The sequence below is a fragment of the Marinobacter nanhaiticus D15-8W genome, assembly GCF_036511935.1.
GTDB classification, from domain to species: Bacteria; Pseudomonadota; Gammaproteobacteria; order Pseudomonadales; family Oleiphilaceae; genus Marinobacter_A; species Marinobacter_A nanhaiticus.
Window position 1 is genome coordinate 1,860,267 of record NZ_AP028878.1, and the last position, 16,434, is coordinate 1,876,700.

General features: G+C 59.7%; 15 protein-coding genes. 10 read left to right on the forward strand and 5 right to left on the reverse strand.

Annotated elements, in window-relative coordinates; translation table 11 throughout:
• Window positions 1-108 precede the first annotated feature (108 nt).
• From bioB to RE428_RS08415, 9 genes are all read left to right on the forward strand, one after another.
• Complete coding sequence (gene bioB / locus RE428_RS08375) at window positions 109-1,170, forward strand: biotin synthase BioB (protein WP_040883348.1); 1,062 nt, start codon at window positions 109-111, stop codon at window positions 1,168-1,170.
• 8 nt (window positions 1,171-1,178) lie between these two features.
• Window positions 1,179-2,348 (forward strand): 8-amino-7-oxononanoate synthase, encoded by a 1,170-nt coding sequence (gene bioF, locus RE428_RS08380; protein ID WP_004581547.1) that lies wholly within the window; start codon window positions 1,179-1,181, stop codon window positions 2,346-2,348.
• A 56-nt stretch (window positions 2,349-2,404) separates the two neighbouring features.
• A complete protein-coding gene (locus RE428_RS08385; protein ID WP_004581548.1) occupies window positions 2,405-3,115 on the forward strand; it encodes an alpha/beta fold hydrolase in 711 nt (236 codons plus the stop codon).
• Window positions 3,096-3,923: a malonyl-ACP O-methyltransferase BioC gene (gene bioC, locus RE428_RS08390; protein ID WP_004581549.1), complete on the forward strand. Its 828-nt coding sequence runs from the start codon at window positions 3,096-3,098 to the stop codon at window positions 3,921-3,923. The genes RE428_RS08385 and bioC overlap by 20 nt, the downstream gene beginning before the upstream one ends.
• Window positions 3,924-4,138: 215 nt before the next feature.
• Window positions 4,139-4,831 (forward strand): dethiobiotin synthase, encoded by a 693-nt coding sequence (bioD, locus tag RE428_RS08395; RefSeq protein ID WP_004581550.1) that lies wholly within the window; start codon window positions 4,139-4,141, stop codon window positions 4,829-4,831.
• A 48-nt stretch (window positions 4,832-4,879) separates the two neighbouring features.
• Window positions 4,880-5,128 carry a flagellar basal body rod C-terminal domain-containing protein gene (locus RE428_RS08400; protein ID WP_040883351.1) on the forward strand — a complete coding sequence of 83 codons (249 nt, stop codon included), beginning with the start codon at window positions 4,880-4,882 and terminating at the stop codon, window positions 5,126-5,128.
• A gap of 26 nt (window positions 5,129-5,154) precedes the next feature.
• Window positions 5,155-5,859 carry a putative metalloprotease CJM1_0395 family protein gene (locus RE428_RS08405; RefSeq protein WP_004581552.1) on the forward strand — a complete coding sequence of 235 codons (705 nt, stop codon included), beginning with the start codon at window positions 5,155-5,157 and terminating at the stop codon, window positions 5,857-5,859.
• Window positions 5,860-6,080: 221 nt separating this feature from the next.
• Window positions 6,081-7,880, forward strand: a complete 1,800-nt coding sequence (locus tag RE428_RS08410; protein WP_004581553.1) for an acyl-CoA dehydrogenase C-terminal domain-containing protein — start codon at window positions 6,081-6,083, stop codon at window positions 7,878-7,880.
• A gap of 242 nt (window positions 7,881-8,122) precedes the next feature.
• Window positions 8,123-9,913, forward strand: a complete 1,791-nt coding sequence (locus tag RE428_RS08415; RefSeq protein WP_004581554.1) for an acyl-CoA dehydrogenase C-terminal domain-containing protein — start codon at window positions 8,123-8,125, stop codon at window positions 9,911-9,913.
• An 84-nt stretch (window positions 9,914-9,997) separates the two neighbouring features.
• Here RE428_RS08415 and RE428_RS08420 read toward each other — a convergent pair whose 3' ends face one another.
• From RE428_RS08420 to leuS, 5 genes are all read right to left on the reverse strand, one after another.
• Window positions 9,998-10,639 carry an endonuclease gene (locus RE428_RS08420; RefSeq protein ID WP_051079854.1) on the reverse strand — a complete coding sequence of 214 codons (642 nt, stop codon included), beginning with the start codon at window positions 10,637-10,639 and terminating at the stop codon, window positions 9,998-10,000.
• Window positions 10,640-10,919: 280 nt separating this feature from the next.
• Window positions 10,920-11,183 carry a hypothetical protein gene (locus tag RE428_RS08425; RefSeq protein ID WP_004581556.1) on the reverse strand — a complete coding sequence of 88 codons (264 nt, stop codon included), beginning with the start codon at window positions 11,181-11,183 and terminating at the stop codon, window positions 10,920-10,922.
• 122 nt (window positions 11,184-11,305) lie between these two features.
• Window positions 11,306-12,313 (reverse strand): DNA polymerase III subunit delta, encoded by a 1,008-nt coding sequence (holA, locus tag RE428_RS08430; protein WP_004581557.1) that lies wholly within the window; start codon window positions 12,311-12,313, stop codon window positions 11,306-11,308.
• Window positions 12,310-12,891 carry an LPS-assembly lipoprotein LptE gene (locus RE428_RS08435; RefSeq protein WP_004581558.1) on the reverse strand — a complete coding sequence of 194 codons (582 nt, stop codon included), beginning with the start codon at window positions 12,889-12,891 and terminating at the stop codon, window positions 12,310-12,312. Before RE428_RS08435 ends, holA begins: the two co-directional genes overlap by 4 nt.
• A 37-nt stretch (window positions 12,892-12,928) precedes the next feature.
• Complete coding sequence (gene leuS / locus RE428_RS08440) at window positions 12,929-15,514, reverse strand: leucine--tRNA ligase (RefSeq protein ID WP_004581559.1); 2,586 nt, start codon at window positions 15,512-15,514, stop codon at window positions 12,929-12,931.
• 344 nt (window positions 15,515-15,858) lie between these two features.
• On the opposite strand from leuS, the gene RE428_RS08445 reads away from it, so the two are divergent.
• Window positions 15,859-16,425, forward strand: a complete 567-nt coding sequence (locus tag RE428_RS08445) for a zinc ribbon-containing protein (RefSeq protein ID WP_004581560.1) — start codon at window positions 15,859-15,861, stop codon at window positions 16,423-16,425.
• Window positions 16,426-16,434 lie beyond the last annotated feature (9 nt).

Consider the following 16,434-nt stretch of genomic DNA (forward strand, 5'->3'; position numbering starts at 1 on the left):
GCTCGCAGGCGATTTATCATGCGTTCAATCCCTGAACAGAAACAAGCCCATCTTCGAGGCGAGCACAAGCATAAAGCCTCCCTGGGTCAGAACCAACAGGACATCCCCATGACTGCCACCCCGATCCGTCACGACTGGACACTTTCCGAGATTCACGAGCTGCTCGAACTGCCGTTCAACGATCTGGTCTTCCGAGCCCAGAGCGTGCACCGTGAGCATTTCGATCCCAATGAAGTCCAGGTCAGCACGCTGCTGTCGATCAAGACGGGTGCCTGTCCGGAAGACTGCAAATACTGCCCGCAGAGTGGCCACTACAACACCGGCCTGGAAAAAGAGAAGCTGCTCGAAATCGAGAAGGTGGTCGCCGAAGCTCGGGCTGCTCGGGAGAAAGGCGCGTCCCGTTTCTGCATGGGCGCTGCCTGGCGCAGTCCCACCAAGAAGGACATGCCCTATGTGCTGGATATGGTGCGCCAGGTTAAGTCCCTCGGTCTGGAAACCTGTATGACCCTGGGCATGCTCAACGAGGATCAGGCGGGTGAGCTGGCGGAAGCCGGGTTGGATTACTACAACCACAACCTCGATACCTCCGAGAAGTTCTACAACCACATCATTACCACTCGCACCTACCAGGATCGCCTGGATACCCTGGAAAACGTGCGCAAGGCGGGCATGAAAGTCTGCTGCGGCGGTATCATGGGTATGGGTGAAGATGAAGACGATCGCGCCGGCCTGCTGATGCAACTGGCCAACCTGCCGCATCATCCGGAAAGCGTGCCTATCAACATGCTGGTCAAGGTGGCCGGCACACCGCTCGACGACGTCGAGGACCTCGATCCGTTCGAATTTGTCCGCACCATTGCCGTGGCCCGGATCGTCATGCCGGCCTCCCACGTGCGCCTGTCTGCCGGTCGCGAGCAGATGAACGACCAGATGCAGGCGCTGTGCTTCCTGGCGGGTGCAAACTCCATCTTCTACGGCGAGAAGTTGCTGACCACGTCGAATCCGGAGGCGGATCACGATCGTCAGCTGTTCAATCGCCTGGGCATCCGCCCGGAACAGCGTGGCGAAGCCCATACCGACGAAGAGCGTGAAGCCGGTTTGATCGAAGCCATGGAGCACGAGCGCAACCACCACTTGTTCTACAACGCGGACGAGCGTAAGTCCGCCTGAGGTGACCTGTGCGTGACTTCAGGGCTGAACTCGAAAAACGGCGCGAGCAGGGGCTGTATCGCTGGCGACGCCAGGTAGAAACGCCCCAGCAACCGGATATGGTCGTCGACGGCCGCCCGGTGCTTTCGTTCTGCAGTAACGATTATCTCGGGCTGGCCAACGACCCCGATGCGATAGCCGCCGCTCGCGACGCGCTGCCGGAAACCGGACTCGGTGGTGGCGCCTCCCACCTGATCTGCGGCCATCACTCTGCCCATCATCGGCTTGAAGAAACGTTGGCCCGTTTCACAGGACGCGAATCGGCGTTGTTCTTCTCTACGGGCTACATGGCCAATATGGGCGTCATTAGCGCCCTGGCCGGACGTGGCGACACCATCTTTTCCGACCGCCTCAACCATGCTTCGCTTATCGATGGTTGCATCCTCAGTCGCGCCACGGTGAAGCGTTATCCCCATTGCGATATGACAGCCTTGGAAGAGCAGTTGGCGACCACCGACGGGCACAAGCTGGTGGTGACGGACGGCGTCTTCAGCATGGATGGTGACGTTGCACCGCTGCCGGAAATGGCGGCGCTTTGTCGGAAGCATGACGCGCTGCTTGTCGTCGACGACGCCCACGGCTTCGGCTGCGTAGGCCCGGAAGGGCGGGGCAGCGTGGCGCACTTCGGGCTGGGGTCAGAGGATGTGCCGATCGTCATTGGAACCTTGGGCAAGGCGTTCGGCACCAGCGGTGCGTTCGTCGCCGGTTCGGCCATGATGGTGGATTACCTGGTACAGAAGGCGCGCACCTATATCTACACCACGGCGATGCCGCCTGCGGTCGCGCTCGCGAGTTGCACCAGCGTGCGTTTGGTGAAGCAGGCCGACGACCGGCGCGAACATCTGGCGCGGCTGATCAACCGCTTCCGCCGGGAAGCCCAGGCTTTGGGCTATACCCTTATGCCCTCCGACACCCCCATCCAGCCGATCCTGTTGGGCGATGCCTGGTCTGCGCTGGCCCTGAGCAAGGCCCTGGAAGGCCGGGGCATCTGGGTGACCGCCATCCGGCCGCCAACGGTCCCCGAAGGCGAGTCGCGCCTGCGGGTCACTTTCAGTGCGTCCCACACTGAAGCCCATCTCGACAAGCTGCTCACAGCGCTTGGAGAAGCCCAGCAAGAGTTGCCGGGCCACGCGGCATGACCACAATGCCTTTACCGCCCGTAACACTGATCAGTGGATGGGGTGCCCCTGTATCCATGATCGCTCCATGGGTCGAAGGCCTATCGGACGATATCAGGTACATCAGCCTGGACGACGAGCTACTGGCGCAATCCCGCACGGCTGATGATGCTGCAACCCGGATTCTGGAGCGCACTGAAGCGCCGCGCCTGTTCATCGGCTGGTCCCTGGGTGGCCAGATTGCAGCATCCGCAGCTGAGCAGATGCCGGACAAGGTGAGGGGACTGGTGACTGTCTGCAGTACGCCGAGTTTTATTGAGCGGCCCGAATGGCCGGTTGGCATGGCTTCGCCCGAGTTTGAGTATTTCCGATCGGGCCTGGAGCGGGCCTGCCTCAAGCAGTGGAAGCGATTCATGCTGCTCCAGGTGCGGGGTAGCGATCAGACGGGTTCTAGTGAGAAAAAACTCAATCATGAGACCGATGATCGACGAGCGCTACAGCGTTGGCTGGAGGCCGGGCCGGGCGTCAGCGAACGGAATCTGGCGCGCTCCCTCGATTGGTTGGGGCAACTGGATCAGCGCGAACTTTGGAGGCGACTGGACGTGCCTGCTATCCACCTGTTTGCGGGCCGGGACAGGTTGGTGAATCCGGATACCGCCTCGATACTACGCACGCAGAATCTGGATTGCCGCCTGCTGAAAGCTGTGCCGCACTGGCCTCACGGCGAGGCCGCTGATTCTATTGCCCGCCTCCTCACGGAATTTGTCGATGAACGTGCAGGCGTTTGAAATTTTCGAACCGAGCGATTCGACGCGAATCTACTCCCGGGGCGACAAGGCGTCGATTGCACGGGATTTTGGCGCTGCGGCCACAAGCTATGATCGTGCGGCTCGCCTCCAGCGGGAAATGGGGGCGCACCTGCTCGGTGTGATGCCGGAAGACAGCTTCACCAATGTCACGGATCTGGGGTGTGGTACCGGCTTGTTCCTCGAAGCACTGTCTGCCAAATGCGGTTCGAAGAACCTTACGGCGATCGATCTGTCACCTGCGATGCTGGCTCATGCCAAGTGCAACCGAAATGTCGATGCAAGTTGGGTCTGTGCTGCTGCCGAATCCGTGCCGCTACCCGACGACAGCCAGGACCTGGTGTTCTCGAACCTGATGATCCAGTGGTGTGATGATCCAGAGGCTGTGCTGCGCGAGTGTCAACGTATACTGCGCCCGGGTGGCTGGTTGTTATGCTCGACGCTACTTGACGGCACCTTGCGAGAACTCCAACAGACCTGGGACTTGGTTGATCCCGGCGTTCCCCACGTTAACCGATTCGAGGCGCCGGATCGGTTTAGCTGGGCAGTCGACAACGTATTTCCAGGGGCGCGAATCGACAACCGCTGCTACCACCTGACGTACGATCATCCGTCGATGCTTTTACGCGAACTGAAGGATCTCGGTGCCCACCATAAGTCGTCGGAACGACGCACTTCTATGACGGGTGCCCGTCGCTTGAAGCAGTTGTATCGGCTATACCCGAGGACGAATGAGGGCGTATTGGCAAGTTACGAAGCCGGCTTCGTCGTTGCACGTCACCGAACCTGATGAAGCAAAGTCGGATTCTATGGTCTAACTCTATGATCGCCGAAGTGGGTGGGTACCACTGCTGTAGCAAGGGACAGGGACGCCCCTGGAGGTTTGGTTGGCCAGGGAGGGCCATCCAAACCGGCGTAAGCAGTGGTATCCATCCACTTCCTGCACGGACTTAAAGTCTGGGACTACCAGGCACCAACAATTTGTAGGTAAGGCACGACCCAAAAATGGCAAAGAAAACCTTCTTCGTAACGGGCACCGACACCGGCGTCGGAAAAACCTTGGTATCGGCGGCTCTGCTCCATGCCGCAAAGGCGGCTGGCCTGCGTACCATCGCCATGAAGCCGGTCGCGTCCGGCTGTGACCAGACGCCTGAGGGTCTGCGTAACGAGGACGCCCTGGCGCTCCAGGCTGCCATGACTGAGAGCCTGCCTTACGAACAGATCAATCCGATCGCTCTCGAGCCGGCGATCGCCCCGCATATAGCCGCCCTCCAGGCCGGCCGACAGTTGTCGGTGCAGCGTCTGGTGGGCCTATGCCGTGGATTGCAGATGCGGCCCGCAGATTTCATGCTGATCGAAGGTGCAGGCGGCTGGCGTGTGCCGCTCAATGACCGGGAAACGTACGCTCGGGTTCCTCAGGAAATGGATTTGCCCGTCATCCTCGTCGTCCCCTTGCAGTTGGGCTGCATCAACCATGCCTTGCTGAGTGCGGAGGCGATTCGTGCCGATGGACTCAAGGTTGCAGGCTGGGTCGCCAACCGTATTGGACCCGAGCCGATGGCTGTGGAGCCGGAAAACCTCCAGTATCTGCGCACCCACATGGCAGCCCCGATGATCGGCGAACTGCCTTGGCAGCCAGAACCGGATCCCGAGGCCTTATCAGCCCACCTCGATATCAATGGTCTGTTTGATTTTTAGACAGGTTTCTGCTTGAATGCCGTTAACGGTCTTTAAGTGGTGGCCATGATGATCAACAACAGTTTTGCAATTGGTATTCAGGGCGTACAGGATGGCATGGTCGGAATGGAAAACTCCGCCCGCAAGATCGCCCGTGCTGGCGCCGACGGTCCGCAAGGTATCAACGCCGAGAGTGGCAACAGCTTGGTCGAGCCGATCGTTGAACTTAACCTCTATTCCCGGAGTGTCGAGGCCTCGGCCCAAGTCGTGAAGACGGCTGACGAGACTGTGGGAACGCTTCTGGACATCATGGCCTAGCCCGCAACGCCTTTGGAGTGTCTGCGGTGTCCCTGGCACTATCTGCTTCCCTCTATGTCACCTCTGCGACGGTAAGCGCATCGGGCGTCTCCCCGTCGACGCGTTCTGCTGTCGCTTCTGACGCGCACGCCTCTGGCAGTCCCGCTGAAAAGGAGGCTGAAAGCCCAACCGAGCGGGTCAGGAATGCCGCCGATTCCCAGAAAGTCAACGGCCAGTCCTTGGAAGAGGCCGAGCTGGCGCAACTCAAAGAGCTTAAAGCCCGCGACCGCGAGGTGAGGGCCCACGAAGCGGCACACCAGTCTGTTGGCGGGCAACATGCGGGGGCGGTGAGCTATACCTACAGCCGCGGTCCGGATGGCGTGCAATACGCCGTAGGTGGCGAAGTGTCCATTGATGTGGCTCCCGTACCCAACAACCCCCAGGCGACGATCGACAAGATGCGCGTGGTGCGCGCCGCCGCATTGGCACCGGCTGAACCGTCTTCCCAGGACAGGCAGGTGGCGGCCCAGGCCATGCAAACCATGTTGCAGGCGCAGGTGGAGCTGGCTGCCGGGCGACGACCGGATACCGGTGAAGACGACCCCGAGTCGAAGGCCTCCGAGTCAGAAACTCAGGAGGACTCTTCCCAACGCCAGATATCCCGCCAGGAACAGCACGCTGATAACACCTATCAGCGCGTTTCCGCGCTAGCTCAGACCGGCAATACCTCCTCGTTCCAGGCAACTGCCTGATTTTCCTGAAACCCGCTAATTACCGTCGATTTCGGCAATATTCGGTTGCCTAACGCAACACAATTTCCATACGGGATGCTTGACATTCGAGGCGCTGCAAACGTATGTTTCAAACAACCGTTTAATTAACGGGTTGGCGCCCTGGTGCTGACCCAGAGCAAAACCAAAGGCTGGTGCTCCGTTGCTGCGCGACGGTCACAACCGAGAATGAGGTGGATTCCATGCCTGAGTACAAAGCGCCCCTGCGTGACATCAAGTTTGTTATGTCCGAGCTGCTGGACAGCGAGCAGCACTACGCCAATCTGGAAGGTGCTGACGATGCGACTCCGGATATGGTCGATGCCATTATCCAGGAAGGCGCGAAGTTCTGTGAGCAGGTCCTGTCTCCGCTGAACCGGGTGGGTGACCAGGAAGGCTGTACCTGGAGCGAAGACGACGTCAAGACGCCGACCGGTTTCAAGGAAGCCTACCAGCAGTACGTCGAGGGTGGCTGGCCGTCCATGACCGCAGACACCAACTACGGTGGTCAGGGCCTGCCGCATTCCATCGGTCTGGTCATCAGCGAGATGGTTGGCACCTCAAACTGGTCCTGGGGGATGTACCCGGGGCTGAGCCACGGCGCCACCAACACGATCGAAGCTCACGGCACCGAAGAGCAGAAGCAGACCTACCTGACCAAACTGATCAGCGGCGAGTGGACCGGCACCATGTGTCTGACCGAGCCGCACTGCGGTTCCGACCTGGGCACCCTGCGTAGCAAGGCCGAGCCGAATGCCGACGGCAGCTACAGCATCAGTGGCACCAAGATCTTCATCTCCGCCGGTGAACACGACATGGCAGAGAACATCGTCCACATCGTACTGGCCCGCCTGCCGGGCGCGCCGGAGGGCACCAAGGGCATCTCCCTGTTCATCGTTCCGAAGTTCCTGCCGAACGAAGATGGCTCCTCGGGCGAGCGTAACGCGGTATCCTGCGGCTCTCTCGAGCACAAGATGGGTATTCACGGTAACGCGACCTGCGTCATGAACTTCGATGGCGCCAAGGGCTGGCTGATCGGGCCGGAGAACAAGGGCCTGAACTGCATGTTCACCTTCATGAACACGGCGCGTATCGGTACTGCGATCCAGGGTCTGGGCGCGTCCGAGCTGGGCTTCCAGGGCTCACTGGCTTACGCCAAGGAGCGTTTGGCCATGCGTTCGCTGAGCGGCCCTAAGAACCCGGAAGGCATCGCTGACCCGATCATCGTTCATCCGGACGTTCGCCGAATGCTGCTGACCCAGAAGGCCGTTGCAGAAGGCGCTCGTGCGCTGATCTACCTGGCCGGCCAGCAGGTCGATATTGTTCACAGCGGCAAGAACGAGGAAGAGCGTAAGGCGGCGGATGCCACCCTGGGCTTCCTGACCCCGATTGCCAAAGCGTTCCTGACCGAGATCGGCTACGAGTCCGCCAACCTGGGTATGCAGGTATTCGGTGGCCATGGCTTCATTTCCGAGTGGGGCATGGAACAGAACGTCCGTGACGCCCGTATCGGCATGATCTACGAGGGTACCACCGGTATCCAGGCACTCGACCTGCTGGGCCGTAAGGTCCTGATGACCCAGGGCGAGTCGCTGAAGGGCTTCACCAAGCAGGTTCACGTGTTCTGCAAGGAGAACGCGGATAACGAACAGCTGAAGGAGTTCATCGAGCCGCTCCAGGCCATCAACAAGGAGTGGGGCGACCTGACCATGAAGATCGGCATGAACGCCATGAAGAACCGCGAGGAAGTCGGTGCAGCGTCCGTAGACTACCTGATGTATTCCGGCTATGCCGTTTTCGCCTACCTGTGGGCACGCATGGCCAAGGTTGCTCTCGATAAGATGGTCGATGGCACCAGTGAGGAAATGTTCTATAACGCCAAGGTGCAGACCGCGCGCTTCTACTTCAAGCGCATGCTGCCGCGCTCCAAGGCCCACGCCGAAGCCATGCTGGCCGGCGCCGACAGCCTGATGGACATGCCGGAAGAAGCCTTCGTATTCTGATCGTGGGAATATAAGAGGCAACGGAAGCCCGCTCTCTTCGGAGGCGGGCTTTTTCTTGGCAGCTATGGCATGAGACTGCTGCCAAATTGGAGTAAAATCCGGCCCCAATAATAAGACAACACGTTCAACAGAACCTTTCGGGCGACTATGTGCGTGATTATGCACAACGATGCGCAACACATCGGGCTGCTGGCTAATAGGTTGGCCGAAGGTTTAATGCTCGTACAGAGAGGAATTCATCAATGGCAGACTATCAGGCACCCTTACGTGATATCCGCTTCGTATTGAACGAAGTCTTCGATACCCCGGCGCTATGGGCGTCACTCCCGAAACTGGCCGAAAACGTCGATCCCGATACGGCGGATGCCATCCTGGAAGAGGCCGGTAAGATCACCAGCGGCGTGATCGCACCGCTCAATCGCGAGGGTGACGAGCAGGGCTGCAAGTGGAACGATGGTGAAGTCACTACGCCAGAAGGCTTCAAGGAAGCCTACCAGACCATCGTTGAAGGCGGCTGGAACGGCCTTGGCGGCAACCCGGACTTCGGTGGCATGGGCATGCCCAAGACCCTGGTGGCGCAGTTCGAAGAGATGCTGCAGGCCTCCAATATGGCCTTCGGCCTGGCACCGATGCTGACCGCCGGCGCTTGCCTGGCGCTGGACGCCCACGGTAGCGAGGAATTGAAAGCCAAATACCTGCCCAATATGTACTCCGGCGTCTGGTCTGGCGCTATGGACCTGACCGAGCCCCATGCCGGTACCGACCTGGGCATTATCCGCACCAAGGCCGATCCGAACGATGACGGTTCCTACAACGTGACCGGCACCAAGATCTTTATCACTTGGGGCGAGCACGACATGGCGGAGAACATTATCCACCTCGTGCTGGCCAAGTTGCCGGATGCACCGAAAGGTCCAAAAGGCATATCCCTGTTTCTGGTGCCCAAGTTCCTCGTCAACGAGGACGGTTCCCTGGGCGAGCGCAACAGCCTGGCCTGTGGTTCTATCGAGAAAAAGATGGGCATCAAGGGGTCAGCGACCTGTGTGATGAACTTCGACGGCGCCAAGGGCTGGTTGGTGGGCGAGCCGAACAAGGGTCTGGCTGCGATGTTCACCATGATGAACTACGAGCGCCTGGGTGTGGGCATCCAGGGTATGGGGGCGGCTGAGGCTTCCCTGCAGAGCGCGCGTGAGTATGCGTTGGAGCGCCTCCAGAGTCGTGCCCCGACCGGTATCCAGGAGCCTGAAAAAGCCGCAGACCCGCTGATCGTCCATCCGGATGTGCGTCGTATGCTGTTGACCATGAAGGGTTACATCGAAGGCGGACGTGCATTCTCCACCTACGTGGCGCAGTGGCTCGATATTTCCAAGTATGCCGATGATGAAGAGCGTCGCGTACACGCAGAGCAGATGGTTGCGCTGCTGACCCCGGTTGCCAAGGCGTTCCTGACTGACCGCGGCCTGGATGTCTGCGTTATCGGCCAGCAGGTCTTCGGCGGTCATGGGTTTATCCGCGAGTGGGGCCAGGAACAACTGGTGCGCGATGTGCGGATCACCCAGATCTACGAGGGCACCAACGGCATCCAGGCACTCGACCTGATGGGGCGCAAGGTGGTCCTGAACCAGGGGCGTTTCTTCGAACTCTTCGCCGAGGATGTTGCTGAGTTTATTGAGACCAACCAGTCGGACGCGGCGGTTCGCCCGTACCTGGAACCCCTGGCTGCGGCCCTTGAGCGTCTGGCGGATGTCACCGAATATGTGATCAAGGCCGCTGCGGAAAATCCGAACGAAGTGGGTGCTGCCTCGGTGGACTACCTGGATCTGTTCGGGCTGACGGCGCTGGCTTACATGTGGGCGCGCATCGTCAAGGCGGCGGCACCCAAGGCGGAAGGAGATACCTCCGGTTTCTACTCCGGCAAACTGAAGACTGCGCGGTTCTATTACAACCGCATGCTGCCGAAGACCGTGTCGCTGGCCGAAGGTATCCGCAGTGGCAGTGATGCCATGATGGACCTGACCGCAGACGAGTTCTGATCCGGTCACGGACAGAACCTGCCACAATGAAAAAGCCGCATGTGTGAGCATGCGGCTTTTTTTGTCGGATCTGATAACTCTCGACTACAAGCTGTTTGCGATGCCGGGGCTGCTGATGAACGGATTCTCGTTGCCTTGGAGTTCCTTGATGCGGTGATTGCGGGTCAGCTCGCGATCATCCGGCGGGTCTTCCCGGTTCCAGGTATTGAATACCTGATCCGTGCCGATCAGGGGCAGGTCGTAGGTCTGGACCATATAGAAAACGCCCCTTGCCACATCGCCCTTGATGTTATCCGGAGGTTCGATGTTCTGGAAGCCCGCGCGGATTCCACATTCCTCCGCCGCGACGCTTTCACCCAAGTGGGCATATGCGGCGTTGCGCCGGCGCATCTCGATTGAGTTCTGTACCGGAATCATATTGTGCAGATCAGAAGCAATATGGCGGTATCTTTCGCTTTCGCGCTCGCATTGTGAGGGCGTTCCGCAGCGCAGTGCGTTGCGGACATGACTCATCGGGTAGATGTAACCCTGGGTTAGCAGGAAGGATTTTCCGGTGAACGGCTTCTGGCAAAAGAAAGTGACTCCGCCATCCCCGTAGAGCTGCTTCCAGAAAACGTCGGAGGCCGTCTTGTCAGGATCGGAAAATCGGGTTTGCGCCGGGGCTGTGCTGCCAATACCCAGCATCAGCAGCGCAAGTATCGGTCCCTGCTTGATCACTGTATTCATGATCACTTTGTAACCTGAACTGATGCGATTTGGCATTGCAGATCAGGCCTCCCCGCCACTTGCCCACACCTTTTTATCGTCGACTTTCGTTCGATGCGCTCGAACTCAAGCGAGCCTGGAGTATCCGTGGAAACGCCGCCAGTCTTTAAGTGGCCAGTGTGTTATAAATGACGCTAACGGCTACTCAAAGTCTTTGATGAGTCATCATAGGCCAATTTTGGCCGCGGAGCATTGAGCGGGGTCAGGATATTTGTCGTTTAATTGTTGCAGTGTGCAATCGTTATTTCAGGCGCTCGCGGAGCCTACGATATCCGGACTTCAGATCTTCCCCGATGGTATGGGCAGTGCGATAGGCCTCGTCGGTGGCGTCTGAGGCATCATGAAGGACTTGGTCCATTTTGTGGCGAAAACGATCCCAGTATTCCTCCATGTCGTCCCACTCATCCCGCACGTCCTGTTTGGCCAGGTGCAGCTGGAGTTTTAGCTCGTCCCGTTGCTGTTTCAGGTTGTCGGAGAGTTTGCGTAGGTCTTCTTTCCAGCTCATGGTGAGATCCCTCCCGCGCGGCGCACGATGGAAATGAGCGTGTGGCGTGTGATAAGCAGAACGATGCTACCGCAGGTACGAACCTGTCAAGAGCGCATTTAGGGTGTGTTAGTGGTCTCGCATCAACGTCGGGCCGCCAGTTCTGTAGCCATGGTGCGGAGGTAGTGCCAGGGGGAGAGTGAGTCGAAGCCTTTGGCGCTGCGATCCATGTCGCTGCAGCGCAGCATCGCTTGCCGGATCTGCGTCGGATGCAGACGGCGGGCGGCCTGCTCCAGTTGGCGCATGCGCTGGGGCTGGCGGATATTCTGGCTGCGGAAGAAATCCTTGGCCGTTTCGCCGCGCTGCAGGGCCAGTTGCAGCCGACCGACCATGCGCAGGTCGCGGCTGAGAATGGCCAGCAGGCCCAGTGGATTGTCCTCTTCCTGCTGCAGCGCACCGATAACCCGATGGGCCTGCTCGGTGCTGCCGGTCAGGATATCGCCCACCAATTCGAATACGCTGAAACGGGCGCTATCGAGCACCACCTGGGTGACGAACTGCTCGTCGATGGTTTTGTTGGGGGCCAGCAGGGCCAGGCGGTCGATTTCCTGACTTGCGGCGAGCAGGTTGCCTTCCAGGCGGTCGCTGAGTTCTTCCAGCGCGCCCTGGGTCAGGGTCAGGCCGTGAATCCGGGCTCGTTGCTGGAGCCAGCCCGGGAATTTGTCGGCATCGATCGGCCAGACCGGCACATGCACGCCTTTCTCCTGCAGCAGCTTGTACCACTTGCGGCGGATCTCGGCGGCATCCAGCTTGACGCTGATCAGGATCAGGATGATGTCTTCCGGCGGGGTTTGCAGTGCCTGCTCGATAATACTGCGACCATCGCCCAGCTTGCCGGTGGGGAGGTGGATTTCCAGTCGACGTTTTTCCGCGAACAGGGATAGGGCATTCAACTCCTCGCCTACCTGTCCCCAGTCCAGATTGCGGTCAGCGTGGAAGATCTGACGATCCTCATACCCGGCCTCGCGCGCCTTTGACCGAATCTTGTCGCAGCACTCCTGGACCAGCAGCGGCTCATCGCCGGACACCAGATAGACTGGCGCCAACCCCCGGGAGAGGACCTGGTCGAGCTGCGCCGGACTGGTCTTCATTGCTGTTCCGCGCCTTCGCTTTGCTGCTTGGCTTTGAAGTCTTCGCGAATGACCTTGAGACGCTCTTCAGTCAATGGGGCGAGCCTGAAGATTGATTGTTGCGCCAGACGCTGGTAAAGGTTATTGCGAAGTTCCTCTTCTTCACGTCGCTTAGCCAACACGTTGGTCTCGTCGTAGCTGTAGATCTCGCTGGAACGGACTTCGGCATCGATGAGTACCGGGACGCCATCGTCGCTGGTGACGTTGACGTCGACGGACTGGCGCAGGTCGTATTCGGCTGCCGACGCGTCAAGCTGTATGGCGCTGGCGCGGCGGGTCTCGGAGAAGTTGTCCAGCGTGAGTTGGTAGGCTGCCTGTTCGCTATCGACAACCTCGATACCTCCCTCTTCAAGCTGTGTGCGCAAGGTGTCGCACAGGTCGAAGGGCACGCTGGCGTCGCATTCCACGCCGAGGGGCTGGAGTGCTGCTGATACCGGTGGGGCGCCACGCAACTGGAACCCGCAGCCGGTGAGCGCCAAGGGCAGAAACGCCGCCATAAAGGCGGCCAGGCGATTCGGTGTCCGCGACGTTTTTGGCATTAATGGCAACTCCCGGCCATGGTTGATTTGGTCAGGATCAATTGGCGACGACATTGACCAGCTTGCCGGGTACCACGATCACCTTGCGAACCGTATTGCCGTCTGTAAAGCGCATGACGTTCTCGTCTTCAAGGGCCAGCTTCTCCAGTTCGTCCTTCTGGATATCCGCCGGCACGTCGACCTTGGAGCGTACCTTGCCGTTCACCTGGAGCACCATCTGGATCGTGGAGCGGACCATGGCATCCTTGTCGGCCTCCGGCCAGGTCGCGTCGACCACTGCACCCTCGTGGCCCAGCTTTTCCCACAGTGCGTGGCAAGCGTGGGGGATGATCGGGGACAGCAGCAGAACGGCGGTATCCAGGGCTTCCTGGACGACCGACCGATCAGCCTCGTCGTTGACCTGAAGCTTGCTCACTTCATTAAGCAATTCCATCACGGCTGCGATGGCCGTGTTGAACGTCAGGCGACGGCTAACATCGTCGCTTACCTTGGCGATGGTTTCATGGGTCTTGCGGCGCAGATCGCGCCGGCTGTCGTTAAGGTTAGCGGGATCGATCGTCGGCGCCTTGCCGCCTTCTGCATGCTCGCTGACCATGCGCCACAGGCGCTTGATGAAGCGATGCGCACCTTCGACGCCGCTGTCGGACCATTCCAGGGATTGTTCCGGCGGCGCCGCGAACATCATGAACAGGCGCACGGTGTCCGCGCCGAACTGGTCGATGATCGCCTGGGGATCGATACCGTTGTTTTTGGATTTCGACATCTTGGAGATGCCGCCGGACTCCACCGGCTTGCCGTCGCCACGGTGGCGGGCGTTGACCACCTGTCCCTTTTCGTTACGCTCGACTTCCACGTCCAGCGGCGAGATCCACTCCTTGCCGCCGTTGGCGTCTTCCCGGAAGTAGGTCTCGGCCAGTACCATGCCCTGGCACAGCAGTCGCTTGAACGGTTCGGAGCTGGTGACCAGTCCGAAGTCGCGCAGCAGCTTGTGGAAGAAACGTGCATAGAGCAGGTGCAGGATCGCGTGCTCGATGCCGCCGATGTACTGGTCGACCGGGAGCCAATAGTTGGCGGCGTCCGGCGCCAGCATGCCTTCCTTGTACTGCGGGCTGCAGAAGCGGGCGTAATACCAGGATGATTCCATGAAGGTATCGAAGGTATCGGTTTCCAGCGTGGCCGGCTGACCGTTATAGGTGGTCGTCGCCCATTCGGGATCGGCCTTTATGGGAGACTTCACGCCATCCATTTCAACGTCTTCCGGCAGACGCACGGGCAACTGGTCTTCGGGAACCGGGATTTCGGTGCCGTCTTCCAGCGTCATCATCGGAATCGGTGCCCCCCAATAGCGCTGGCGGGAAACACCCCAGTCGCGCAGACGGTAGTTCACCTTGCGCTCGCCGATGCCGGTGCTTTCCAGGTGGCCGGCAATCTCGTCGAAGGCTTCCTCGCTGGTGAGGCCGTTATACTTGCCGGAATTGACCAGGAAGCCCTTATCGGTGAAGGCTGCTTCCTGGGTATCGATTTCCCGGTGATCATTCGGCGCGATCACCTGGCGGATCGGCAAGCGGTACTTGCGGGCAAACTCGTGGTCGCGCTCGTCATGCGCCGGTACGGCCATCAGTGCGCCGGTGCCGTAGTCCATCAGCACGAAGTTGGCGACGTAGATCGGGATCAGGTCCTGGGTCAGGGGGTGCACCGCCTTGAAGCCGGTGTCGATACCCTGCTTTTCCATGGTAGCCAGGTCGGCCTCGGCCACCTTGCTGTTGCGACAGGATTCCACGAACGAGCCCACCTCACGGTTACGCTCGGCCGCTTCCTTTGCCAGCGGGTGTTCGGCCGCGACCGCCATATAGGTCGCGCCCATCAAGGTGTCTGGGCGGGTGGTATAGACGCGCAGTGCACCGTCATGGTCGTGCAGCTTGAAGTCGAGCTCGACACCCGTGGACTTGCCGATCCAGTTGCGCTGCATGGTGCGCACCTGCTCGGGCCAGTCGTCCATCTCGTCGAGGTCGTTGAGCAGTTCTTCGGCGTAATCGGTGATCTTGATGAACCACTGGGGGATCTTCTTCTGTTCCACCAGCGCGCCAGAGCGCCAGCCTCGGCCGTCGACGACCTGCTCGTTGGCGAGGACGGTCTGGTCCACCGGATCCCAGTTGACGGTCGCCATCTTCTTGTAGACCAGGCCTTTCTCGTAGAGCTTGGTGAAGAACCATTGCTCCCACTTGTAATAATCCGGCGAACAGGTGGCCAGCTCACGCTTCCAGTCGTAACCGAAACCCAACTGGCGCAGTTGGGTCTTCATATATTCGATATTGGCGTAGGTCCACTTGGCGGGCGCCGACTTGTTCTTCACGGCAGCATTCTCGGCAGGCAGGCCAAAGGCGTCCCAGCCCATGGGCTGCATCACGTTCTTGCCCTGCATGCGCTGGTAGCGGCTGATCACATCACCAATGGTGTAGTTGCGGACGTGGCCCATGTGCAGCTTGCCGCTGGGGTAGGGAAACATCGACAGGCAGTAGTATTTGGGTTTTCCCGGCTCTTCCTTTACCGAGAAGGTTTCATTGGTTTCCCAGAACTGCTGGGCTTTTTTCTCGATGTCCTGCGGGCGATAGTGCTCGTCCATTCCTGCCATTACTGAGGTTACCCTGTTGTGGAACTGTATGCGGTCACGGTACCAGAACGCGCGTCGGCCTAGAGGCTGGGGCTGAGCTTGAGACCCGGAGTCTCACTGGCGACGGCGCTTCTGCGGGAAATTGCGCATTTTAACGCACACGGGCCTCGACAGGTAGCCTGTTACCGTTCAGTCATACAGACAGCTCCCTCTCGGCAGTACGAGAAGGTTTGTGCCACACTCTTTGTGAGTCATCCCCAGAGCGGATTACGCCTTCGGTGTGAGATGCTCCGAGTGGGAGACGTTCCCGATTCGGGAGTCCTGCCGTTGGCCCTTGGAGAGCGAGGAAACAGGTCATGAGTGAACGGGATAAGCCGGATTTCTCCGGTAAGGCGTTGAAGGTCTACAACCGCATGCTCGAGCGCGTCGAGTCGCGTCTGAAGAACATGGAGCGCAAGAGCTGGGACGCCTTGCGCGACAGCGTGGACGAAGCCGTAGAATTCGAGAACGACGTCGAGGAGCTCACCCGGGAGGAGATCGACCTGCTGGCCGCCTACGTCAAGCGTGATGTAGGCCACCTGATGAACTTCGTCGATGAGACCGGGGGCGATGCCAGCGAGTGGTTGCGTCTGGATCTGGCCCTGATCGAGCAGCGCCTGCTGGAGTTGCTGTTCTCCATTGCCGACAAGACGCGGCTAGAAACCCTGGAGCTGGACCACAAGCTCCACCACGGCCCGAGCCAGTATATCGCCGGCGAAATCGCCACCGCCGGCGTGCTGCGCTGCATGGCCTGCGGGCACATGGTCTGTCTGGTGGAAACCAGCCATATCGAGCCGTGCGAGGCCTGCAACTCCCACTACTTCGAGCGGATTACCGCGCGCTGGCCCCACGAACCGGAAGTTGCGGGGGATGTCGCCTCCTGAACGAACTCG